This is a genomic window from Bartonella chomelii, assembly GCF_014138465.1.
In the GTDB taxonomy this organism is placed as follows: Bacteria; Pseudomonadota; Alphaproteobacteria; order Rhizobiales; family Rhizobiaceae; genus Bartonella; species Bartonella schoenbuchensis.
Genome location: NZ_JACJIR010000005.1, coordinates 22,428 through 47,470 on the forward strand (window position 1 = coordinate 22,428; position 25,043 = coordinate 47,470).

General features: G+C 37.1%; 13 protein-coding genes and 3 tRNA genes. 12 read left to right on the plus strand and 4 right to left on the minus strand.

All coding sequences use genetic code 11. From position 1 onward, the window contains the following. Window positions 1–58: 58 nt before the first annotated feature. A complete protein-coding gene (locus GGR10_RS05585; protein WP_182480286.1) occupies window positions 59–1,939 on the plus strand; it encodes an AsmA family protein in 1,881 nt (626 codons plus the stop codon). 92 nt (window positions 1,940–2,031) lie between these two features. Here GGR10_RS05585 and GGR10_RS05590 read toward each other — a convergent pair whose 3' ends face one another. After that, window positions 2,032–2,175 carry a hypothetical protein gene (locus GGR10_RS05590; RefSeq protein WP_182480287.1) on the minus strand — a complete coding sequence of 48 codons (144 nt, stop codon included), beginning with the start codon at window positions 2,173–2,175 and terminating at the stop codon, window positions 2,032–2,034. Between the two features lie 232 nt (window positions 2,176–2,407). Between GGR10_RS05590 and GGR10_RS05595 the strand changes: the two genes are divergently transcribed. Together GGR10_RS05595 and GGR10_RS05600 are read left to right on the plus strand one after the other, a co-directional pair. Then, window positions 2,408–3,151 carry a 16S rRNA (uracil(1498)-N(3))-methyltransferase gene (locus tag GGR10_RS05595; protein WP_182480288.1) on the plus strand — a complete coding sequence of 248 codons (744 nt, stop codon included), beginning with the start codon at window positions 2,408–2,410 and terminating at the stop codon, window positions 3,149–3,151. Between the two features lie 69 nt (window positions 3,152–3,220). Beyond that, window positions 3,221–4,594, plus strand: a complete 1,374-nt coding sequence (locus GGR10_RS05600) for a glutamate--cysteine ligase (RefSeq protein ID WP_182480289.1) — start codon at window positions 3,221–3,223, stop codon at window positions 4,592–4,594. 269 nt (window positions 4,595–4,863) lie between these two features. On the opposite strand, the gene rpsU is transcribed toward GGR10_RS05600, so the two are convergent. Next, the gene (gene rpsU / locus GGR10_RS05605) at window positions 4,864–5,097 is read right to left on the minus strand and encodes a 30S ribosomal protein S21 (RefSeq protein ID WP_078662929.1); all 234 of its coding nucleotides are present in this window, start codon (window positions 5,095–5,097) and stop codon (window positions 4,864–4,866) included. A 445-nt stretch (window positions 5,098–5,542) separates the two neighbouring features. Then, a tRNA-Arg gene (locus GGR10_RS05610) sits at window positions 5,543–5,619 on the minus strand. 369 nt (window positions 5,620–5,988) lie between these two features. Between GGR10_RS05610 and GGR10_RS05615 the strand changes: the two genes are divergently transcribed. The 3 genes from GGR10_RS05615 (at window position 5,989) to pgi (ending at window position 12,106) form a co-directional block, all read left to right on the plus strand. Then, window positions 5,989–7,131 (plus strand): efflux RND transporter periplasmic adaptor subunit, encoded by a 1,143-nt coding sequence (locus tag GGR10_RS05615; protein ID WP_182480290.1) that lies wholly within the window; start codon window positions 5,989–5,991, stop codon window positions 7,129–7,131. After that, window positions 7,128–10,268: an efflux RND transporter permease subunit gene (locus GGR10_RS05620; RefSeq protein ID WP_182480291.1), complete on the plus strand. Its 3,141-nt coding sequence runs from the start codon at window positions 7,128–7,130 to the stop codon at window positions 10,266–10,268. Before GGR10_RS05615 ends, GGR10_RS05620 begins: the two co-directional genes overlap by 4 nt. Window positions 10,269–10,456: 188 nt before the next feature. Continuing rightward, window positions 10,457–12,106, plus strand: coding sequence for a glucose-6-phosphate isomerase (gene pgi, locus GGR10_RS05625; protein ID WP_182480292.1), 1,650 nt, complete (start codon window positions 10,457–10,459; stop codon window positions 12,104–12,106). Between the two features lie 34 nt (window positions 12,107–12,140). On the opposite strand, the gene GGR10_RS05630 is transcribed toward pgi, so the two are convergent. Beyond that, window positions 12,141–12,230 (minus strand) — tRNA-Ser (locus GGR10_RS05630). 275 nt (window positions 12,231–12,505) lie between these two features. On the opposite strand from GGR10_RS05630, the gene rplU reads away from it, so the two are divergent. The 6 genes from rplU (at window position 12,506) to GGR10_RS05660 (ending at window position 24,827) form a co-directional block, all read left to right on the plus strand. Beyond that, the gene (gene rplU / locus GGR10_RS05635) at window positions 12,506–12,982 is read left to right on the plus strand and encodes a 50S ribosomal protein L21 (protein WP_182480293.1); all 477 of its coding nucleotides are present in this window, start codon (window positions 12,506–12,508) and stop codon (window positions 12,980–12,982) included. An 11-nt stretch (window positions 12,983–12,993) separates the two neighbouring features. Further along, window positions 12,994–13,248, plus strand: coding sequence for a 50S ribosomal protein L27 (gene rpmA / locus GGR10_RS05640; RefSeq protein ID WP_007477873.1), 255 nt, complete (start codon window positions 12,994–12,996; stop codon window positions 13,246–13,248). Between the two features lie 1,937 nt (window positions 13,249–15,185). Beyond that, window positions 15,186–17,396 (plus strand): YadA-like family protein, encoded by a 2,211-nt coding sequence (locus GGR10_RS05645; protein ID WP_182480294.1) that lies wholly within the window; start codon window positions 15,186–15,188, stop codon window positions 17,394–17,396. Beyond that, entirely contained in the window at window positions 17,396–17,968 is a 573-nt protein-coding gene (locus GGR10_RS05650; RefSeq protein ID WP_182480295.1) for an invasion associated locus B family protein, read from the plus strand. The genes GGR10_RS05645 and GGR10_RS05650 overlap by 1 nt, the downstream gene beginning before the upstream one ends. A gap of 124 nt (window positions 17,969–18,092) precedes the next feature. Further along, window positions 18,093–18,182, plus strand: a tRNA-Ser gene (locus GGR10_RS05655). A 1,971-nt stretch (window positions 18,183–20,153) separates the two neighbouring features. Further along, complete coding sequence (locus GGR10_RS05660; protein ID WP_182480296.1) at window positions 20,154–24,827, plus strand: YadA-like family protein; 4,674 nt, start codon at window positions 20,154–20,156, stop codon at window positions 24,825–24,827. The last annotated feature ends 216 nt before the right edge of the window (window positions 24,828–25,043 follow it).

Genomic DNA, 25,043 nt, shown 5'->3' on the forward strand with positions numbered 1-25,043 from the left:
TTAATGATCATTTAGTTTCATTTTAATCTATTATAGGGTAAAAAATATAGAGGAAATTGTGCTCATCAGAATAATAAAATTTTTGAGTGGGGTTTTTGTAGCAGTTGTTTTTTTGCTTGGAACTTCTGTTATCGTTTTACCTTATCTTGTATCAACAGACGCGATTCGTGTCCGAATGGCACAGGATTTAAGCGCGTGGACAGGCTATAATGTGCAATTGCGTGAACCGCCACGTTTGAAACTTTTTCCTTATCCAAAAGCATTTCTTTCAGGAATTACTTTAACATCCAAAATTGATGATGTTGCACCTTTAATGGAAGCAGAATCGATAGAAGTAGATCTTTCTTTAATTGATCTTCTTAGGGGATGTATTTCTTTTTCAGAAACACGAATTGTGCGTCCACAATTTGTTATGGAAAAACCTTTTAAAACAGTGTCTGACTTTTTTAATACGCTTTCACGGTCGCAAGGTACTTTGGGGTTAGCAGTACGTAATGCTCGTGAAATTGTTAAGCTCAATCCTGATCAACCAGATATAGAGAGCCTTTTAAACCAACCTTTTGGACGTATTGTTATCGAAAATGGTGTTCTTATTTATCGTGATAGTGTTTCTGATGTGACAGAAAAAATAACAGGGCTGAATGCAACTATCGATTGGTCAGAATCTACACAAGCAGCGCGGTTTCGTGCAAATGCTCGTTGGCATGGAGAGTTAACGGAATTATTAATTAATGCTGATCAAGCTTTATTGCTTTTAGCAGGGGGCCAAAGCTCGCTTAGAGTGAGCTTCAATTCTTTGCGCGGTGGTATAACGTTTACGGGGAAAGCACGATTATCTGAATATTACATTTTTGACGGAAAAGTATCGATGCGTTCTCCTGGCTGGAATCAAACATTAGCTTGGATTGGTGGAAATCAGTTTTGGGGAGGAAGATTAAAGCTACCTATTGTATGGGAATCTCATTTTTTAGCACAGCCAAAACGTATCGAAATGAATAATATTACATTTAATATGGGTACTGCAAATGCGCGTGGAGCTTTGGAATTTGATTTTCAAAACCGTGTTCCTAACATAATAGGATCTTTAGCTTTTGATGGTATAAGTCTTAATATATTGGAGTCGATATTTTCACCACTTGGTAAGGAAAATAAATTCCTTGATACAGCAATTTTTGATCGTATTGGATTAGATGTGCGAATTTCAGCACCCCAAGCAAAAATAGGTAAAATTGCACTTACAAATTTAGCTGCAACAATGCAAATTAAAAATGGGCATGGGATTTTTGATCTTGGAAATGCAAATATTTTTGGTGGATCTATTCAGAGTAATGTCCAAATTGTACCAGATGGTAAAAAGGCGCGTTTTGAAGGGCGCATTTCGGGGACTTCTGTTGATGCACAAACTTTCTCAGAGGCTTTAGGATTAACTCCATCTATACAAGCTAAAACTGACTTCATCGTCACAATACAAATGCTTGTTAGTAGTTGGTCAGAAGTCCTTGAGAAAATGCAGGGACAATTAACAGTGAATATGCCTTCTGGCCGATTGTTGAGATACGATTTAAATGAGTTTCAGCACAAGCTTTCAGAGAATGAACAGTTTTTTTTAATAAATAACCACGCGGTTTCAACACCTTTTGAGCGTTTAAATATTAAAGCAAAATTTTCTGATGGCATAGTGACGGAGATAGAATCATTAATGCATACGGCAGATTGGAATTTGTCTATTGGTGGTTCGATTGCAGTGCCTATTACCAAGAAAAAGCAGGAAGATTTTATATTGCAAGGACGATTACAGAAAAATAATCGTTCAGATACTTTATGCAAAGATGTTCAGTGTCTTATTAATAGCCTTGTGCGACCTTTTAGTTTTTCACTTAGCTCTACGGAGCAATCTCTAGAACAATTTTTTGTTAAGAAAAATCTCGATGAAAATTAAATCTTTGTTTTTTTATTGTTGATTTTGATTTTAGAAAATCACTCGACAAATATTGTTTTAAAATGAAATTTGAAGATTACACTCATGGGTTTTTAACGCACCTGAGAGGAAATACCGTAACCATCTGTGGCAATTATATGCTTTCCCTTTGTTCCAACTGAGCTAATTCCTATAGTGATCAGAATAAAGGATAAAATTGTGGCAATAGTAATAACAGTGGCTCTTTTAGCAGACATATCTTCCTCCAATCATAGGGCAAATCGTTGAGTGCAAGAGAGAGTATTTTGTGATCAATTTTTATGCGAACAGAATCATTTAACATTCTATTTGTTCCAATTATTATAAATAAAAGTAAATAATTCTACTACTCTTCAATATATTGTAGTTCTATAGGGCTGATTTTTCTTTTGATTGTACTTTTTATTTTATCATCTTGACGATTGTAATTTGCTCTGTCACAAATTTTTTATGCGTGTGAATTATAAATTTCAAAGGTTGTTTGTTCAGCAACCACTTTCTTTGAACAGAGAAATAGAGATAGAAGGAGCTCAAGTTTCTTATCTTGTGCATGTTTTGCGCATGAAAGAGGGAGCTCAGATTTTGCTTTTTAACGGGCAAGATGGTGAATGGTTGGCCAAGATTACTGCTATTAAAAAAAAGTTTGTAGTGGTTCAACTTATTCATCAAACAAGGCTTCAAACAACATGCTCAGATCTTATTTATTGTTTTGCTCCACTTAAACATGCGCGTTTAGATTATATGGTACAAAAGGCTGTAGAAATGGGGGTATCTATTTTACAGCCTGTTATAACACATCATACACAAGTTTCTCGTATCAATATGGCACGTATAAAGGCTAATATTATTGAAGCGGCTGAACAATGTGGCATTTTATCTTTACCGGAATGCTTACCTGCTGTATCGTTAAAAACACTTTTAGCGCATTGGGATAAGACACACTCTTTGTTTTTTTGTGATGAGTCGCATGAAATACAAAATCCATTACCTCTTTTAAAGAAGCATGGAACTGTTCCGCTTGGTGTTCTTATTGGACCAGAAGGAGGATTTAGTGAAGAAGAACAGGCCCTTTTAAGAAAACATTCTTTTGTGATTTCTATATCATTAGGTCCACGTATTTTACGTGCTGATACTGCAGCTGTTGCGGCTTTGGCCCTTATTAATACTACAATAGAGGCTTGGTCAATCGATTAAGAAGCTTGCAATATCATTTAAAACAATTCATTTAAAATAGTGGAACTTATTGATAAGGTAAAATAATTTATGGCGCTTGATACAGCTGATGAAAGTGAAATTTACAATTTAGATTCTCTAGTTGGTTATCTCCAAGAGGGTTGTAAAGCAGAAAATGACTGGTGTATTGGTACAGAGCATGAAAAATTTCCATTTTATATAAATGGTTTTCGTCCTGTTCCATATGAAGGTGCAAAAGGTATTCGTGCACTTTTAGAGGGGATGCAACAAGCTCTAGGGTGGAAAGCTATTTTAGATGAAGGAAATATTGTTGGGCTTGTAGAGTCAGCGGGTCAAGGTGCAATTTCTTTAGAACCTGGTGGGCAGTTTGAGCTATCTGGTGCACCATTGAAAACGGTTGGCCACACTTATTGTGAGCTGATGGAGCATTTGACTCTCCTCAAAAAAATTTCGGGACCATTAGGTATCGGTTTTTTAGGTATTGGGGCTAGTCCAAAATGGACTTTAGCTGAAACACCGCAAATGCCCAAATCACGTTATCAAATTATGACTAAATACATGCCAAAAGTTGGTCATAATGGTCTTGATATGATGTATAGAACAGCGACTGTTCAAGTAAATCTTGATTTTTCATCTGAAACTGATATGCGGCGGAAAATGCAAGTGTCAATGAAATTGCAATCCATTGCAACAGCATTATTTGCTAGTTCACCTTTTGTTGAGGGGCGACCAAATGATTTATTATCATGGCGTTCTCATGTTTGGTGTAATACTGATGATCAAAGAACAGGAATACTTCCTTTTATATTTTCCGAACGCTTTGGGTTTGCTGATTATGTTGAATGGGCACTTGATGTACCCATGTATTTTATTATACGCGATGGGCATTATCATGATTGTACACATATAACTTTTCGCCAATTTATGAATGGAGCATTAAAAGGGCAAATTGTAGATTCAACACCTAATATAGGAGATTGGGTAGGTCATTTGTCGACTTTGTTTCCTGAAGTGCGCTTAAAGCGCTTTTTAGAAATGAGAGGTGCTGATGGTGGATCTTGGCGACATATCTGTGCATTGTCTGCTTTTTGGGTTGGTCTTCTTTATGATAGCGAAGCACTTAATGAAGCAGAAGCTTTAACGAAAGATTGGTGTTTTGAAGAAGTTTTGGATATGCGTAGACGTGTTCCAAAAGAGGGATTACAAACGCCTTTTCGTCAAACAATGATTTTAGAATTAGCACGTCAGGCTATTGCGATTTCACGCAAGGGATTAAGAAATCGCAAGCAATATGATACTTGCGGTTATGATGAAGAAAGTTTTCTTAATCCTTTAGAAGAAATGATTGCAGTGGGTCAAACGGATGCTGATAGATTGTTATCTAAGTATCATTCTATTTGGAGCGGGTCTGTAGAGCCAGTGTTTTTAGAATGTGCTTATTAGATTTTTAAAGTAGGAGAAACTTTTTGTGTCTTTGTGGTAAAAAAACCATACACACTTTCTTTTGTCTATTCTTTAAGAATAGCTAAAATATTTGTAATTATGAAGCTCTCAACAAATAATGAGAATCGGTAATCATATTTAGGTACAGAGTAAAGTTTATTTAAAATAAAAAGAGAATTCTATTTACAAATTATCATTTAAGACTGGATATTTAATATCACGTAACTCTTTCGTTTGAGCCATTTTGTAGCGCATAAACAAAAAATATATTATCGTACAAAAACAGCTCGACCGTTACTAATAAGGCCTTCTCTTTGCGCACGTTTACGAGCAAGTTTACGTGTACGACGAATAGCTTCAGCCTTTTCACGAGCCCGTTTTTCCGATGGTTTTTCATAATATCCACGCATCTTCATTTCACGAAAGATGCCTTCGCGCTGCATTTTCTTTTTTAGCGCACGCAATGCTTGATCAACATTATTATCACGAACGAGTACTTGCACAGTTTACCTTACTTTGTTTCAATGTTCTAAATAAATAGATAAAAACCTATCACCCTTTGAACAAAGTCAAAAGGATTACATTAACAATGCGCATATCATATAAATAAGGTGGTTGTCTATATTGCTTTTCAAAAACTCTATTTTTTTTGCTGTACGCAGTTTTTTACAATGAACAATTGCACTTACAAATATGTGTTTATAAAAATTGCTAATTTCATTGTTTAAATCAAAAATCAAGATGAATTTTCAGTGACAAGTAGGGTTAGACATAGATTATGCTATTCTAGCAATTGCTCTATACCAAGGTGGCTAATAGAAAGCGATTCAACATAAAAACAATTAAAAGCTGCAAAAAATATGGGAGAGGGAGAAATCAAGAATTCATTAAAACTAACAAAATCAAAAGCCTTTAATTTCTCTATAGCTTTTTGATTCTACTGATATTTGGCGCACCCGAAGAGATTCGAACTCCTGACCCCCAGATTCGTAGTCTGGTGCTCTATCCAGCTGAGCTACGGGTGCATAAATTTTCAGTCTCTTAATATCGTTAAGACATGGGGTTCCTAATCGTTTCGTTGATGAATTGCAAGTAAAACTTGGTAAAAAAGTTTTTTTGTTTAAAGTTTAAGGTATTTATGATTTCTATAAAGCTTCTGTGTAGTATTATTATTTTCTTCATTTGGTTCATGGTAAGAATCTAAGATGAACGATAGTTAACTTGACGGTCTGTTTTATGAAAGATAGTCAAATTAATAGGATTATATAGATGAGATACGTTTTTGCAGTGTGGTTACACTCTTTACGATTCGATTTTTGCAAAATTCGAATGTTGCTGCTGGAGACTATTTCAAATGCATTGGTGTAAGTAAACGACAAAGCAAGGATAGATGTATGGAGTCGCTGAAAAAGATCATTCCATTAATGCTTTTGGGTGTTATTTGTATTGCCATTTATTTTTGGCCAAAACACAATATAGAGTACCTTGTTCATACAGAAGGTACAACAAAAAATGCACCACATGCTGTATCAAAAGCATCAATGGGAATGCCGCCGGTCAATGTTGTCGTTGATCTTGTTAAAGTTCAGGATTTTTATGAACGTCTTAATGCTATTGGTAGTGGACGGGCTATTGCAGAGGTCAATTTAACTCCTTGGTCAGGAGGTGTTGTTGATAAGATTTTTGTGTCTGCTGGTACAAAAGTGCAGGCGGGTGATGCAATTGTAAAGCTTGATTCTAAAAAGGAAGAAATAGCAGCTGCAAGAGCGAAAGTTCAACGCGACAATAGTGCCTTAACGCTTTCACGTATTCTTAAGTTACGTGCGACTAATACAGCAACGGAGGTTCAAGAGATTACTGCGCGCTTGGAATTAGAGAATGCAAATTTAACTTTGTCTGATGCTGATTTAGCACTTGATCGGCGAACAATTCGTGCACCAATTAGTGGAATTGTTGGTATTTTACCTATTGATGTGGGAAATTCTGTTGGTCTTGATACTGTGGTAGGTCGTATTGAGAATAACGACCGTATTTTGGTTGATATCTGGGTGCCTGAACGATATGCATCACGGATCCATAAAGGGGATGAAGTGACTGCAACCTTAATAGCCCAGCCGGATAAGACTTTTGTTGGCCATGTGTATGCGCTTGATAATATGGTTGATGCACAAAGCCGCACACTTCACGTTCAAATTGAAATCCAGAATGAAAAAAATGTACTTATGTCTGGTATGTCTTTTTCTGTAACGTTTCAATTTCATGATGGTTCTTTCCCGGTTGTTGATCCTCTTGCCGTTCAATGGAGCAGTAGGGGGTCATTCGTTTGGCGTGTGAGAGAGGATAAAGTAGAATATGTTCCAGTATCGATTATTCAGCATAGAGAAAATCAAGTATTTGTAAAAGCTCCCTTGGAAGATGGTGATCAGATTGTCGTTCAAGGGGTACAAATGCTTCGTCCAGGTGGTCATGTCATTATTAATGATTCAAAGGCTCATCAAAAGCAATTATCAGAACCTAATGGGCAGGATGGGCAATGAGTCAAGAAGTTGAGAAGCAACAATCTTTAACAAAGTCAGAACAAACCGGTATAATGGCGTTTTTTATTCGCAGGCCAGTTTTTACCTTTGTTTTAAATGCTATGATTGTGATTGCAGGGATTTCTGCATGGATGAGCGTTGATGTGCGTGAATTGCCAGATGTAGATATTCCAGTGGCAACAATTAAGACGGCTTTTACTGGTGCGTCAGCAGAAACAATTGATCGTGAAATTACAAAAGTTATAGAAGATGCCGTTTCTCGTGTATCAGGTGTTAAAACAATTTCTTCAACTTCCTCTTTTGGTCGTTCCCATGTGGAGGTTAAATTTAATGTTGGTGTTGATTTGAATGTTGCAGCATCTGATATTCGCGATGCTATTTCTCGTATTACTTATTCTCTGCCAAAAGATGCGGAGCCACCTATAATCATTAAAGCAGATTCAAATGCTGCTGCGATGATGTATTTGGTTGTAACATCACCAACGATGAATATTGATGATTTAACAACGGTTGTAAACGATCAAATTGTTGATGCACTTTCTGCTGTTGATGGTGTTGGTGATGTGCAGGTTGATAACGCACGTGTGAAGATTTTTCAAATTGATATTGATCAAGCAAAGCTTGCCAGTTATGGGTTAACTGTAGGGGATATTTCACGTGTTTTGTCTGATATGACCACTGATGCACCTGTGGGGTCATTGCGTAATTCCGAGCAGGCTTTAATTGTGCGTGCAACCGCTCGTTTAACAACACCAGAAGCTTTTGAACAAGTTGTGTTAAAGCCTCATGTACGTCTTGGTGATGTGGCGCATGTTACTTTGTCCCCTGATGTAGAAACAGTTATTCTTCGTGTAAACGGAAAGGTGGGGATTGGGTTGGGTATTGTGCGTAAGGCGCAATCTAATACTCTTGATATTTCCAAAAATGTTCGGGCAGTTGTTGAGCGCCTTAAAAATGTTCTTCCTTCTTCTGTTCATATAAGTATTCCTAATGATGATGCTATTTTTATTAAGAGTGCTCTTCATGAAGTTGAGGTTGCATTAGTTATTGCTGTGCTTAGTGTTGTTTTGATCATTTTTTTATTTCTAGGAGATGTTCGTGTAACACTTATACCCGCTGTGTCTATTCCAGTAGCTCTGATTGGGACAATTGCTGCAATTTATCTTGCAGGCTTTTCTCTAAACATTCTCACGTTTTTGGGGCTTGTTTTAGCAACAGGGCTTGTTGTGGACGATGCAATTGTTGTTCTTGAAAATATTGTCCGGTGGCGCAATATGGGATTTGGTGCTCGGTCAGCAGCGGTGTTGGGAACACAGGAAGTATTTTTTGCTGTTGTGGCAACGACATTAACTTTGGTGGCTGTTTTTGTGCCTATTTCCTTTCTTCCTGGGCAGATAGGGGGACTTTTTAGAGAATTTGGTTTTGTGTTGGCAGTGTCTGTTCTGCTTTCTTCGGTTGTTGCTTTAACTCTTTGTCCTATGCTTGCTTCACGCTTTCTTAAAGAAGAAAAGCATGTTGAAGATGATGAACAAAAGGAACATCGTTTAATTTTTCTGTCTCGGATGAGTGCTTTCTTTAGTAGGGGGTATGCTCATAGTTTGCATAAATGTTTGGAACGACCTTGGACTGTTGTCTTTGGTTCGCTTATTTTCTTTGTTTTCTGTCTTGGGGGCTATATGACGCTTAAGCAGGAGTTAACGCCAGCAGAAGATAGAGGAATTATTTTTTTAGTTGTTAGTGGGCCGCAAGATATTTCAGTACAGTATCTGAATGAACAAGTGCAGCAAATTGAAGCGAGCTTAAAACCGTTGCGTGATGCTGGTGAGATTGTTAACAGTTATTCTATTTCTGGAGCTAGAGGTTCATCTAATAATGGTTTTCTTATTTTGTTGCTTTCGCCTTGGGACAAGCGTTCGCGTAGCCAGCAGGAAATTTTAAAGGATGTTAATGCAAAAGTTAGGCAGTTTCCGGGAGTTTTTGCGTTTGCTGCACAAATTAGTTCTTTAGGGGTTTCAGGAATTGGCCAAGGATTGCAATTTGCGGTTGTTGGAGATAGTTACACCCAACTACAATCAATTGCTGATAAGCTTGTAAGCATTTTGCGTACTGATCCACAGTTTGTTCGTCCGCGGCTTACTGTTGATGCGACGCAACCTCAATTTTTTATTGAAATTGACCGAGAAAAAGCTTCTGATTTAGGGATTGATATCACTAATTTGGGTAATACATTGCAAACAATGGTGGACGGAAAGCAGATTGGCTCGATTTATGTGGATGACCATGCCTATGATGTAAAACTTACATCGCGTAAAAATCCTATTAATAATCCTGCTGATTTAGAGAATGTTTTTTTAAAAACTAAAGACGGTAAATATGTTCCCTTGTCGGTTATTACGGATTTACATGAAAAAGCTATTGCGCCTCAATTAAAACGAGAAAAACGCATGAGTGCTGTCGTTATAGGTGCAAATCTTGCTCCAGGAGTTTCTTTAGGAAGTGCTTATAAGACTGTAAAAGAAGCTGCGCTTCCTTTATTGTCGGAGGGAAATTATATTATTCCTTTAGGAGATGCAGCAACTCTTGGTGAAACGTCTTCTGATTTAATGATCGTTTTTGGAATTGCTTTTGTAATTATTTTATTAATTTTAGCTGCGCAGTTTGAAAGCTTTATTTCAGGCTTTATTATAATGGCTACTGTACCATTAGGAGTTGGTTGCGCAGTAATTGCCATGCTTTTGGGTGGTGTTAGTCTCAATATTTATAGTCAAATTGGTTTGATTTTATTAATTGGTATTATGGCTAAAAATGGTATTCTGATTGTTGAATTTGCAGATCAACTGCGCGATCAAGGTAAAAGTGTACGTGAAGCTGTAGAAGAAGCAGCTAATGTTCGTCTTAGACCAGTTTGTATGACGATGATTTGCGCTATTTTAGGAGGTATTCCTTTGGTTTTAGCAAAGGGTGCTGGTGCAGAAGCACGTGTAGCTTTAGGTTGGGTTATTGTTGGTGGTTTGGGTTTGGCAACTATTTTTACCCTTTATGTAACGCCAGTTGTTTATCTATTTCTTGGACGTTTTATAAAATCAAAAGCAGAAGAAGCTGAACATTTGACAAAAGAATTAAGTCAAGTCAAATAACTGCTTTTAAACAGACGATTGATGCAGTTTTTTACTTTTGTCTAAAAATACCATTTGAGTGCTTATCTTTCTATTTTTGTGTTATTTCATATGTGAGCAGTCAAAATAGGTTAGAGTATAGGAACTATCCTCTATTTTAGAGTCATTTGTGTTTTGATATTATTGTAAATGACCGTGGGAAAATAATTATGGTTCGCAATGAAAGAGCCTTTGAAGTAGCTTTGAAGGCTTTGAAAAGGCATATTATAGAAGACGAGGTTTGTGATATTCGTCGACATTTTGCAGAAGATGAACAGCGCTTTACTCGTTTTTCTTTAAGACTTGATGATTTCCTTTTTGATTTTTCAAAGTGTGGTGTAACGTTAAATACGCTGAAACTCCTAGATAATCTTGCTATTGCAGCAGATGTTTCAGGCAAGTGTAAGGCGATGTTTTCGGGTGAAGCTATTAACGTAACTGAAAAACGCTCGGCTCTTCACACTGCGTTACGTTTGTCTGCTGATGAAGTTTTTATGTTAAATGAGCGTAATATTGTTCAGGACATCCAAGCCGTTCTTACCCGTATGGAAAAATTTTCTGAAATGGTTCGTTGTGGTAACTATAGAGGGTATAGTGGTGAGAGAATAATTGATATTGTAAATATTGGTATTGGAGGGTCTGATCTTGGACCTGCAATGGTTACCCATGCTTTAAAACCTTATCATGATGGACCGCGTTGTCATTTTATTTCTAATGTGGATGGTGCACATATTGTTGATGTTCTTGCTAATTTGAATCCGAAAACAACACTTTTTATTATTGCTTCTAAAACTTTTACAACATCTGAAACAGTAGCAAACGCTAAAGTTGCACGCCAATGGATCCATTCACATTTAGGAGAAGAAGCGGTAAAAATGCATTTTGTTGGTGTTTCCAGCGCAACCGATAAAGTGATGGAATTTGGTATAGATTCTTCAAGGATTTTTGAATTTTGGAATTGGGTTGGGGGGCGTTATTCAATTTGGTCAGCGATTGGTCTTGTTGTTATGTTGGCAATTGGTGGTCAAAACTTTCGCCAGTTTCTCAAGGGTGCGCACCAGATGGACGAGCATTTTAAAACTGCACCTTTGCATAAAAATATTCCGATTCGATTTGCTCTTTTAGGATTCTGGCATCGTGTTATTTGTGGTTATTCATCACGTGCAGTCATTCCTTATGCGCAGCGTTTAGTGCGCTTTCCAGCTTATTTACAGCAGCTTGATATGGAATCAAATGGCAAGCATATTTCTTTAGATGGCAAGCCAATAGGCTTTTCAAGTAGTCCAGTTGTTTGGGGCGATTCGGGAACAAATGGACAACATGCTTTTTTTCAATTTCTGCATCAAGGAACGGATATCATTCCTGTGGAGTTTGTTTTATTTATCAAAGGGCATGAACCACATTTAAGTCATATGCATGATATATTAATGGCTAATTGTTTGGCGCAATCAGAGGCCTTGATGAAAGGCCACATTATTAAAGACAGTTGGAACACTGTTGTTAATAATGCAATTGATGGTAGTGAAGCAGATAATTTAGTGCTTCATAAAAGTTTGAGAGGGAACCGGCCAAGCATTATGCTAATTCAGGATTTATTAACACCCTTTGCGCTTGGTCGTTTAATGGCGCTTTATGAGCATCGTGTTTTTATTGAAGGTGTTTTAATGAATATTAATTCATTTGATCAATGGGGTGTTGAATTTGGTAAAGAATTAGCAAATGAATTGTTACCCGTTATACGTGGAGAATCTAAAACTAATAACCGCGATAGTTCAACATTAGGACTGTTGGCGCATATTCAAGCGAGACGTGTTGAATAAAAAGATTTGAAACTTATCTCAATTTTCTTAGTACTGGCGGAGAGAGAGGGATTTGAACCCCCGATAGGGTTGCCCCTATGCCGCATTTCGAGTGCGGTGCTTTCAACCACTCAGCCATCTCTCCATATGTAAATGCAATAAAGTTTTTCCGTTATATAATTTGTGTATGGATGCTTGATAATCTTCAATTGTTTTAAGTACAACCTTTTTTTGTTTCTTTGTTGGCTTTTCTTGACAGAGAATAGAAATTCTATCATATATGAAACATTAAGGGAGTTTGTGCTCTAAAAGGTGCTGTTTATCCCTTTTAAATTATTACGACTGATAAAAAGAAGCCTATTTCCCTACTGAACTAAAGCAGAAGTGAAATAAGAGCGGGATCGAACGAAAGGATAAAAAATGTTCGCAGTCATTAAAACAGGTGGTAAGCAATATCGTGTTGTTGCTAACCAGGTATTAAAAGTTGAAAAGATCATTGGCAACGCTGGTGATATCGTTAAATTCGACAATGTATTGATGATGGGTGAGGGGGAGAGTGTAACTATTGGTGCGCCTGTTATCGCTGAGGGTTTAGTTACAGCTGAAATTGTAGAACAAGGGCGTGCTCGTAAGGTTATTGCATTTAAGAAACGGCGTCGCCAAAATTCGAAGCGTACTCGTGGTCATCGCCAAGAAATAACGACACTTCGTATTTTAGAAATTTTAGCAGATGGTTCAAAGCCTAAAAAAGCAGTAGCTAAGTCGGTTGAGAAGAAAGCAGCTGTACCAAAAGAGGCAAAAGCTTCTACTCCTCCTAAAGAAACTGCCACAAAAACTGCTAAAAAGAAGGTTGCGTCACAAAAAACAGTTGCGATATCAAAAAGTAAAGAAGACTAAGGGAGAATTCCATGGCACATAAAAAAGCTGGCGGTTCCTCACGTAATGGCCGCGATTCAGAATCAAAACGTCTTGGCGTTAAGAAATTTGGTGGTGAAGTTGTTATTGCTGGAAACATTATCGTACGTCAACGTGGTACACGTTGGCATCCTGGCGAGAATGTTGGTATTGGGAAAGATCATACTCTTTTTGCTCTTTCAAATGGGAAAGTTTCTTTTCGTAAGAAAGCAGATAACCGTGCTTATGTTTCAGTCATTCCTATGTGATGGGGATAGAAATAATCTGAGTATTCTTTAAATAGATCAGTATATATTGGATTTCGGTTTTAAAATTTTGGGGCATTAAAAAAATAATGTCCCATCTTTTTATTCTAGATATACGATAAGTGTTAGAGCTATATAAGAAACTGACGCAAAACAGAATTTTCTAATTATCTTGCTGAAAGATTCATTTTAGGTTTCCTTTATCTGAAGATATTGAGTGATAATTTGGATTCTACAACAGATTTTTTCTGTTTATACAATTTTACTTGAAAATGAAACTTTGATTGCTCAAGTTTGTCCTTTGAGAATGGAATGCCGTGGTATTGCTTGATCTTAGAAGAATCGAGCAGGTAGGCACTTCGTAAGTGTATGTTAAAGATAAATGGTTCTTTATTGAGATGTGCTCTCTTGAATTGTTGGGTATTTAATTTAACTGAACTCAAATCCACAGTATAAGTTATTCATTTTAAATGATATTTCACTTAGTATCATTTTACAGACAATTTATTATTTTTGATGCAGTTTGGCTTTGACTGCACAAAAGTTGTGAGGTTGATAACGATATTAGGGGATAATATTTCATATAGCTATTTTATTAGTATACACTTAATATTTCAGCAATTTTTACTGTAAGAATCAATTTTAGTGTTAAGATTAAGTAGGTATTGCTTAGTAAGTGATATAGGTAGCTTTTATGATAACTGATCTGATGAAGAGATAACCATAAGTACTATCATTATATTAAAACTATCTGAAAATTTGTTTATTAAGTTAATTACCACAACGATGAAAAACATGATCCTGTTTATGGTATCAATTCTTTTCTATTGAGTATTTCTGAATTATTTGAACGAGAAAAATCGTAATGAAATAAATTGGTAATTTTTATTTAGGGTTATTTATTGATACATAAAAAAGTTTCACTTCATTCTTGTGTGGGCTATAAATGGATTTCTGAATTAATTACAGATTTTAAGGATTTTACTTCACTTATACAAAATGAAAATAGCTACAAAGTAGGTATTTTTACACGAGAATTATCCTGATGATGGTACTTTGTAGTTTTAATGTCGTCGTTAGGTGAGTGTTTAAGTATTATTGAAATGTTTTTTGAACAGTCTTTCCATTAATTTCTAATGATTTTACTGATAAGAACATTATGCTATTTATATGTTATACAAAAATAAATATATAATAATAAAATATAAAGTTAAAATAGCAATATTTTTATTATAAAAACAATCAATTACATCTGTACAGTATTTTTCCATAAAACAAAATTAGCAATACTGAAAGATTTTTTGAAATTGTCTGATAGTTGTATCGTTGGCTATAATAACGATTATTTTTTCAGCCTATTATTATGTAAGTTCCAAGATTTTAAAGGTGTGCTGTAGATATCATTGAACATAAAATGCATTTCAGTGTTCGTTGGAACCCATCTTATAAAATACACAAAAAATTATTTATTGGTGCTCTTGCCATTTTATTAATGTGCGTTATTTAAAAAACAAATTGATCTTTAATAAAGAAATTTTTGCAGCAAAATGGATTATATTTAATGGAGGTTATGCAATATTTTTAAGAATAAGTTGTATATTTTCTTTGTTTGAAAGCCTTTAATTAAAAAGGCTTTAATCTTTTCTAAGCTCCAATATTTTTAAGAGATTTTAGAACGATGCTGAAATAAACCGTAGCATCGAAAGAATTGTTTTTACCTTTTTTCATTTTTTCCTAGTGCGCAACAGTGGCTTTGCGAAAGGCTTTTCTTTGCTTTTTGTGATGATGTTGGTCTCTGTTTTGGTGCTTCAATATATTGCCTTATTTCAAGGGATGTTATGCAAAAATTGTATTTAAGCTCAAAAAACAATGAATCGAATTGTTGTCATTTTCTCTATAAATCGTTTTGGATCAAGGTGGTTTCATTAGGGGCTACAGTGATGATATTTCTATCGAGTGTTTTTCCAGTTTTTGCTACTGATCAGGGTGTTAAATATGGTTCAGGTGCAAAAGCAGAGAAGCAATCAGATACTGCAATCGGCGAGAAAGCTGATGCTAAGGGGGACGGTGCTACGGCTGTAGGTTCTTCTAGTCAGGCTTTGCAGTTAAATTCTACAGCAATAGGTAGGTACGCAAAAGCGTTGGGTCATGGCGGGACAGCTATAGGTACTTTAGCTACTACTATGGTTGATCCCAGTGGAACTACATTAGATACAGCTATTGGTTATTATGCACAATCGCTTGTGTGGGGTGGTGTTGCTTTAGGCAGTAATTCTAAAGCTGATGTTAAGGGAGGAATTGCCGGTTATAATCCTGGAAAGGATGGAGCCTCATTAAACACGTCATCTGCATGGAAAAGTACTGAGGGTGCAGTTAGTGTTGGCGATGTGAATAGTAGGAAAACACGACAAATTGTAGGGGTAGCGGCTGGTACTGAAGATACTGATGTAGTAAACGTTGCACAACTGAAAGCGTTAAGAGAATGGATGGAAAAAGAAAGTGGCACTTGGAAACTTTCTGTAAATGGCAAAGATACTATAAAAGATACTATAAAAGTTACATCAAAAAACAAAATTGATTTAGCTGGAGGTAACAATATTAAGCTTACAAAAAGCAATAATAAAGTCACATTTGGTTTGGCTGATGAACTTCAAGTATCGAGCATTTCAATAGAAAAAGCTGGTTTGAAAATAGATGGCAATGGGATTGATGCTGGAAATAAAAATATTACAAATGTGGCAGAAGGAAAAATTACTGAAGAATCAGCAGATGCAGTGAATGGTGCACAGCTCTATTCAATAAGCAACCAGCTTGCAACTCATTTAGGTGGTGGTGCAGCGGTTCGTGAGGATGGTTTTTTCGGGCCACGATATATTTTGTCTAAAGTTTCTACAGATGGGACTGTGGAGCAGGCTGATTTTAATGATGTTGGTAGTGCTTTTATAGAACTTGATGCAAATATCAAGAATGTAAATAATCATCTAAAATATGTGTCCGGTAATTTTACGGAAGCGATTGATAAGATTTCTGAAAAATTTAAGCATAGTACTTTGTTATGGAATAAACGTGACAAAGCTTTTGTTGCGCTTCATACAGAAGGAGGAGAAAGAAAAAATAGCAAAATTACTTTTCTTGCAAATGGAGATATTACTCATAACTCCACTGATGCTATTACAGGTGCGCAGCTTAATGAGACGAATACCACGATAGCACAGTATTTCGGCGGTGGTGCTGGTTATCAGGGTGAAAAGTGGACAGATCCAACGTTTACAATTACGGGTTTTGGTGAGCAGAGCAAGAATGGAAAACAAGCATATAATAATGTAGCTGCTGCTTTTGATGCTGTTAATGATAGCATGTTCGGTATTAACAATCGTGTTCAACGAGTTGAAACTTGGGTAAAATCTAATAGTTTAAATTGGGATGATAGCCAAGGGGCTTATGATGCTAACCATAATGGTCGGGCTGGTAAGATCACTAATGTAGCGAATGGTGCTATTGAAAAGGGTTCTACTGATGTGATTACAGGTCATCAGCTGTGGGAGACAAAAGAGAAGGTTAATAAACTTGAAGACAAAGTTGATAATGTGAGTGATCAAGTTGACTATCTCAGTGATAGAGCTGTCACTTATGATAAAGATAAACATGGTGGTAAAGTTAATAGTATCACTTTAGTAGGTGGTAAAGAAGATGAGCCTGTGCTCATTGACAATGTTGCAGATGGTAAAGTTGAAAAAGATTCAAAACAAGCAGTCAATGGTGGGCAGTTGAAAGAACAGATGGGCGTTGTTCTTGCAGATGCAAACAAATATGCAAATAAGAAAATAGAAAATATGGTTAGTGCTGCTTTTACACAAGCCAACGCTTATGCTGATATGAAGTTTGAAGCCTTAAATTATAGAGTTGAAGGTGTCCAGAAAGAAGCAAGACAAGCAGCAGCAATTGGTTTGGCAATAGCTAGCTTGCATTACATTAATACACCAGGGACTCTCAGTATTGCATTTGGTAGTGGTGTATGGCGTGGTCAATCAGCACTTGCTTTTGGAACTGGTTATATGTCTGAAGATGGAACGGTATGCTCCAACTTCTCCGTTACCACTTCTGGAGGTCACTGGGGTGTAGGAGCAGGATTAAGCTTAGCATTAAAATAATGATGAGAAATCGGAAAATTATTGCAGGTCTTTTGTTTGTTCTTGTTTTTTTAGGAAAGGCTGTAAGTTTTGCTGAAGAGCAAGAGAGTGTTTATACAGTGCATCCACCGCAATTATCAGTGCCCGGTGGAAAGCCTGGTGAAACACGCCGGATTATTATGCAGTTTGATTACTGGACATTAATTTGCGATGAAAACAAAACAATAAAACAGGGCATCTGTAATGTAACTCAGACAATCCATGATGATAAAGAAGGTAACAAAGTTTTTAGCTGGTCTCTTGTTTCTACAAAAAATGGTCAACCGGTTATGCTGTTACGGACATTGCCAAACGCTAATACAGATGCTCCTATTCAAGTCTTTATGGAAGGTGTCAAAAAGCCGCTTCTTATTAGTTATAAGCAGTGCAATCAAGAAATCTGTTTAGCGCAGTATCCTGTAGGGCCTGTTTTAATGAAACAGATAAGTAAGAGTAGCAATGTACGCATTTCTTATCAGCTTAAAGAGGGAAAGATGCTTTCCTTTCTAGCCCCATTTAAGGGTTTGGGGGAAGCGCTTCTCTCTTTGCAATAATAAAATCAAAAAATATTATTGTACCTATTTCAGCATTGTTTTAATGAATAAAGTAATTTTTTATTGCTTAAAGTATATAATTAAGCTTGCAGGTTATTTCTTTCTGAATATAGTGCAAACCTCTGGAGAGGTGGCCGAGTGGTTGAAGGCGCACGCCTGGAACGCGTGTATATGGGAAACCATATCGAGGGTTCGAATCCCTCTCTCTCCGCCAAAATATAATATAATCAAATAGTTATGTAGAAGTTAGAGAATTTTTATTGCTTTGATTTTATTAAATTTTCAGATGCTATCTTTTGCCTTTTTGTAGTTAGCACTCTTTATAAAGAGACGCCGTTCTTTTGCTATTCACCCAAAATTGCTTCTATGCGTGAAATTATATCTCTGTATGAGCTAGCTTTATTATAGGTTGTGTTTTTAATCTATAAGCTGATTTTTAATGTTCGCTGCATTACATACTTTTCTAAGCGAGTTACCAAGGGGTTTCTTTGATAAGTTTCTTGCTCTACTTGTCGCTGATGAATATTTCATCACCCATATGATCAATCCCAAGTGCTTTTACTGATTTAGGTAAGATGGGAAGAAGAATATCTGTTTGGAATTTGCGTTTTTTCTATCTTTAAATAAATAATATTGTTCGTTACGATTTTTCAACCATAACGCTGATGGTTCTTGTTCTTACGAAGGTGTCGACTCTTTGATAAGAGCACAATCTACTTGTTAGGCAAACGCTATGCATTTTGACTTTTCTTGGTTTACCTACAAACACTTTTCTGGTGTGAGCTTTGTAAAAGTTGCAAGGCAACAAAACAATTATACACAAACTCCTGTTAAAATAACAGGAGATGTTGAGACAAGAGCCAGTGTTTCAGAAGGAGAAGTGGGCCAGCATTAAGGAGAATGGAAGTGGTTATGGAGAAGCGCCTTATATAATCATTGAAGGTAATAGAAAAGAGATCACAGCCAAAGTCTATATCAAAAAATGTCTACTTCCGTAATAGTAGAGCTAATTAGTATTGCTAGCATTTGAAGCTATTGTGATGACTGATGGACCCAAACACAACAAAAAGGGAAGTTGTTGAGATAGAAAGAGATCTTATTTCAAGTGCATCAGGATAGCTAAACCATTTGTAAACATTTCTCGTAAGAGAGAGATTTTACACAAACAACCACACTCAGTAGTTACTGGTATTGTTGATAAACAAATTTACCCAAAATTCTTAACACCCTCTCCAAATAAAAGACATTTACCAACACAGTATTATAAAATTTCTCAAATAATTACACTACTCTGCAAATTAACCCCTTATAAACCATTTATTTCATTACACAGAAATTGAAAATGCCCCAATTTATTTAACGAAATATCCCAATAAATACCTACAAGACAAGGCCAGCTTCAATTTAAGAATAAATACATTACGAAAAATACTTTACTAGGAATTCGTTTTGAAAAAATGAAGCACCCCCTTTAAATTTTTTGCTCGTTATACATATACCCCCTTACCCTTTAACATAAAGCCAAGTCGCTTTCCGAACAGAGTTAAAGGTAACCACTGCACTCCAGTTAACTGCACTCAGGTTAATTGCTTTAAATTAAGGAGATACAAAAAACAAACACGCCCCATTAGTTATGTTTAGCTTTCTAAATAACGCTTTTGAAAAACAAAATACCCTCTCTTTAAATATTCCAACACCCCCACATTAAAGAGAAAAAGATTCTTCACTAACGCTTATTAAGAACCCACCCATATAACTTTATTCTTTCAAAGATCCAACACCACTACTTTTCTCTTTGTTTGAATAAAGCACACACACTCTTTTAAGCTAACAAGGACTAAACTTAACCTCATGGCGACTAAATAACTTCTGCTACCCAACTGTACTACTTAACATTTTTATTTTGGAGGATTTGCTATGAAAAACACACACACTTAAATTTACACGCCCTTTGTAAGGATAGGCTCTTAAAGGTCTTCTTTCCTTACTAATTATTGTTGACACGAAAGCTTATTTGAAGACTGAAAAACTGCACTCTTTTGTTTTTTAGCTACGAAATTGGCTCCGCTTTATGGTTTGTTTTTATGTTTTTTTTTGCAACACAAAACCCATTGTCAAATCACATAGCGCCCAATTGTGACTTTTTGATGTCCAAATATGTTTTTTTATTTTTGAAAGATTTGTTATGAAAAAAGTACATATCGCTCCAAAAGACAAAAGCTTCAATGCTCCAAGGCCTCTTTGTGAGGTATCTTTGGTTAGAGCTGTTTCATTAGGGGCGGTAATGGCTGGGCTTTTGTCGAGTGTTTCTCCAGTTTTTGCTTCTCATCTTTCTTCAACGGGATCGACAGTTCAAAGTGTAAGTGTCAGTGCAGGTGTGGTTTCTGCTAACGTTGCTCATGGGCGTGTTGGTGGGCGTGTTGGGGTGGCTAATGGTGACCGTTCTTGTGGGGTGGACCAAGTTGTTAGCCGTGGTTTGTCATCAGGTAAGAAAGTATCTGCAGAAGAGCAGTATAAGAAATTGAACGTTAATCAACAGTTTGTTAATTATAATCCTAATGCTTCTGTAATTCAACCAGTTACTTGTAGTGATGATACGAATACTATGTTCAGTGCTATTGCTGCTGGTGTGAATATGAGACAAGTTGCCACAACGTCAGAGGGAATACAGGGTTATTTTGAAGCTAGGGGGGTTGGTACTCAGCTTGGTCTTAATGCGAATGCAGAAACCAAAGAGGATATTGCAGTTGGTGTAAGTGCATGGGCTAAGGGTGGTGGTGCTATGGCTCTAGGTTTAACTAGTAAGGCTTTTAAGATACATTCTATTGCTATAGGCAATTACGCAAGTGCAGCGGAAATGAAGACAATAGCTATAGGTTCTTTTGCTAAAGCGGAGGGGATGAAGGCAATAGCCATAGGGCCTTTTGCTGAGGCTAAATTAGGTACTGCTTTTGGTGATCATGCACAATCATCTGTGGAGGGCGGTGTTGCTTTAGGTGATGATTCTAAAGCAGAAGTTGGAAAATGGGTTTCAGGTTATGATCCTGGAAGTGGCATCGCTTCAATGGACACGTCACCGGTATGGAGAGGTACTGTAGGTGCAGTTAGTGTTGGTGATGTAAACAGTGGAAAAACACGACAAATTACAGGAGTAGCCGCTGGTTTTAAAGAGACTGATGCAGTAAATATTGCCCAGCTGAAAGCATTAAAAACATGGATAGAAGAAGAAGGTGGTGTTTGGCAGCTTTCTGTTAACGGTCAAGATGCTACAAAAGTTAATAAAGACAGTAATCTCGATTTAGTTGCTGGAAGTAACAATATTAAGATTGTCAAAAGTGGCAATAGGGTAACATTTGATTTAGCTGAGACTCTTGTACTGACGAGTGTCTGGACAAGAAATGTCCGCTTAATAGACAGTGGCTTATTTATTCTGAATGGTCCATCAGTGACTACTGCTGGAATCAATGCTTCAGATATGAAAGTTGTAAGTGTGGCGGATGGAATTCTCCTCAGAGGGTCGAAAGATGCAGTTAATGCCGGTCAGGTTTATGAACTGAACAGTACGATTGCAACGTATTTAGGGGGTAATGCAAACGTATTAGAAAATGTGGCACCAACTTATACAATTCAAAGTCAAGAGTATAATAATGTTGGAGATGCATTCACAGGTGTTGACACTTTATTGACGCGGCTTTCTGGAAAAATTAACGATGTGGTAGATAGCATTCTCGTAGAGCAAAATTCAGGAACAAGGCGGATTACCATTGGTGCCAAAACCGATGGTGCTGAGATCGAAATTACTAACCGTGAAGGAGAATCTCGGGTACTTTCTGGTGTGAAGGACGGAGATCTTTCTGCACGTTCGACAGAAGCAGTTAACGGTGCTCAGCTTTATAAGGTGGATGAAAGTGTTAAGACATTAGGTGGCACTGTATCAAAAGTTGAAGGGGAAATGGCAAGCCTTGATACTAGTGTCACAAAACTTAATACGAACATTTCAAAGTATTTGGGTGGTAGTGCAAATATACTGACAGATAAGGCACCAACTTATACAATACAAAGTCGTGAATACGGTAATGTTGGTAGTGCTTTTGAGGGCGTTGATAATGCACTGACACAGCTTTTTGGTAAAGTTGAAAACATTCTTGTGCACCAAAATTCAGGAACGAAGGTGATTACAATTGGTAATGAAGTTGAAGGCAATGAGATTTCCATTACTAATAAAGACAGAGAATCTCGGGTGCTTTCTGGTGTGAAGGTAGGAGATCTTTCTGCAAATTCGACAGAGGCAGTAAATGGTTCGCAGCTTTATAAACTGGGCAGTAATATATCTCAGTATTTAGGTGGTGGCGCCAACATACTAGAAGATACAGCGCCGACGTATACGATTCAAAAACAAACTCATAATGATGTTGGAGCTGCCTTTGCTGGTGTTGATGCTTCACTGACGCAGCTTTCTAGTAGAATTGATGATGTGGTAGGTAGCAACCTTGTTCAGCAAGAACAAAGCACGCATAAGATCACCATTGGTGCTAAAGTGGAGGGCAGTGAGATCATAATTAGCAACAGTGATGGAGCATCTCGGAAGCTTACAGGTTTGAAGAATGGGGAAGTTACTGAAGATTCGACAGATGCAGTTAATGGTTCGCAGCTTCATGAAGTCAAGCAAAGCGTTGATGTATTGGCAGGCACAGTGTCTGGTGTGCAGGAGAATGTGACGAAGCTTGATAAGAATATTAATAAGTATTTAGGTGGGGGTGCAAGCGTACTTGCAGATACAGCGCCGACGTATACAATTCAGGAGAAGGATCATCATGATGTTGGAGCTGCATTTGCTGGTGTTGATGATACATTAACACAGCTTTCTGGTAAGATTGATGGTGTTGTAAATGTGTTGAATAATGGTCTTGTCCAGCAAGATTCCATATTTGAGCTCATCACTATTGGTGCCAAAACAGGTGGGAATGAGATCTCTATTGCTAACAAAGATAAAGAATCTCGGAAACTTACTGGCTTGGCAAATGGAGATGTTTCAGAAAACTCAACAGAGGCGATAACAGGTTCGCAGCTTCATGGAGTTACGCAAAGTGTTACCAATTTGCAAAGCACTATATTAGAAGTTGAGAGGAATGTTACAACTCTTGATACAAATATTTCAGAGTATTTAGGTGGTGGTGCAAATATATTGGAGAATAAAGCACCGACGTATACTATTCAGAATGGAGAATATAGTGATGTCGGAGTTGCCTTTGTAGCTGTTGATGATACACTGACACAGCTTGTTGATAGAATTGATGATGTAGTACGTGGCGACCTTGTCCAACAAGAGCTAGGGACGCGTAAGATCACCATTGGTGCCAAAACAGGTGGTAATGAAGTCTCTATTGCTAATAAAGAAGGAGAATCTCGGGCACTTTCTGGGGTAACTGATGGGGCTGTTACAGAAGACTCGACAGAGGCAGTTAATGGCAAGCAGCTTTATGGAGTCAAGAAAAATGTTGAGACGTTGACGAGCACAATGTTTGATGTGCAAGAGAATGTGACAAAGCTTGATACAAATATTAATGAGTATTTAGGTGGTGGTGCCAACATACTAGAGGGTGTTTCACCGACTTACACTATTCAAAAACAGAGCTATAACAATGTTGGAGCTGCTTTTGCCGGTGTTGATGCTTCACTGACGAAGTTGCAGAATAATATCAATACAAATACTACAGCGGTTAAGGAAAATGCTTTATTTTGGAGTGATAAGGAGGAAGCCTTTGTTGCGCTTCATGTGAATAAAGGAGAAGGGCGAGGGGTAGCAGAAAATAACAAGCTAAAGTTTCTTTTAGATGGGGATATTGTAGATGGTTCGACGGAAGCGATAACAGGTAATCAACTTTATGTGCTAAATAAACAGCTAGCAGCTTATTTCGGTGGAGGAGCTGGTTATCAGGATGGAAAGTGGATAGATCCAACGTTTACGATTACGGATTTTGGTGCGCAGAGCAAGAATGAAAAACAAGCATATAATAATGTAGCTGATGCTTTTGAGGCTGTTAATAACAGTATGTCTAATCTCGATGATCGTATTCAACAGGTTGAAACTCAGGTGAATTCTAATAGTTTAAACTGGAATGATGGCAAAGATGCCTATAGCGCTAATCATAATGGTCAGGCTAGTAAGATAACCGATGTAGCAGATGGTACAATTGCACAAGGTTCCACGGATGTGGTTACAGGTAATCAACTTTGGGCGACAAATGAGAAGGTTAACATTCTTGAAGGCAAAGTTGATAGTATAGTTAACGAAGTTGGCACCCTTACTGATGGGATTGTTACTTATGATAAAGATGAACAAGGCAACAAAATCAATAGTATCACTTTAGTAGGTACTGATGATGATACACCTGTGCTCATTGACAATGTTGCAGATGGTGAAATCGAAAAAGGTTCAAAACAAGCAGTCAATGGTGGGCAGCTGCATGATTACGTTAAAGAACAAACACAACTTACTCTCGCAGATGCCAACAAATATACAGATGAAAAAATAGGGAATATGGTTAATAATGCTGTTGCACAAGCTAATGCCTATACTGATATGAAGTTTGAGGCCTTAAATTATAAAGTTGAAGGCATCCAAAAAGAAGCAAGACAAGCAGCAGCGATCGGTTTGGCAGTAGCGAACTTGCATTACATTGAGACACCAGGAATACTCAGTGTTGCATTTGGTAGTGGTGTATGGCGTGGTCAATCAGCACTTGCTTTTGGAACTGGTTATACATCTGAAGATGGAAAGATACGTTCCAACTTCTCCGTTACCACTTCTGGAGGTCACTGGGGTGTAGGAGCAGGAATAAGCTTTACGCTGAATTAATACACCACATTATTAATAACGTCACATTAAGAATTAATATACCATACGTCAAAGATATGATTTGGATAAAACGGCTTAAATAAAAAAGACCTTTTTATGAAAGGAAAAACTTATCCACAGCTTTTTTTGACGTATTATTACGAAAAACCGCACAAAACCACCGTGGTTTACCCCATAGATTCACTTGGAAATAAAACACATTTCAATCTTTACCAA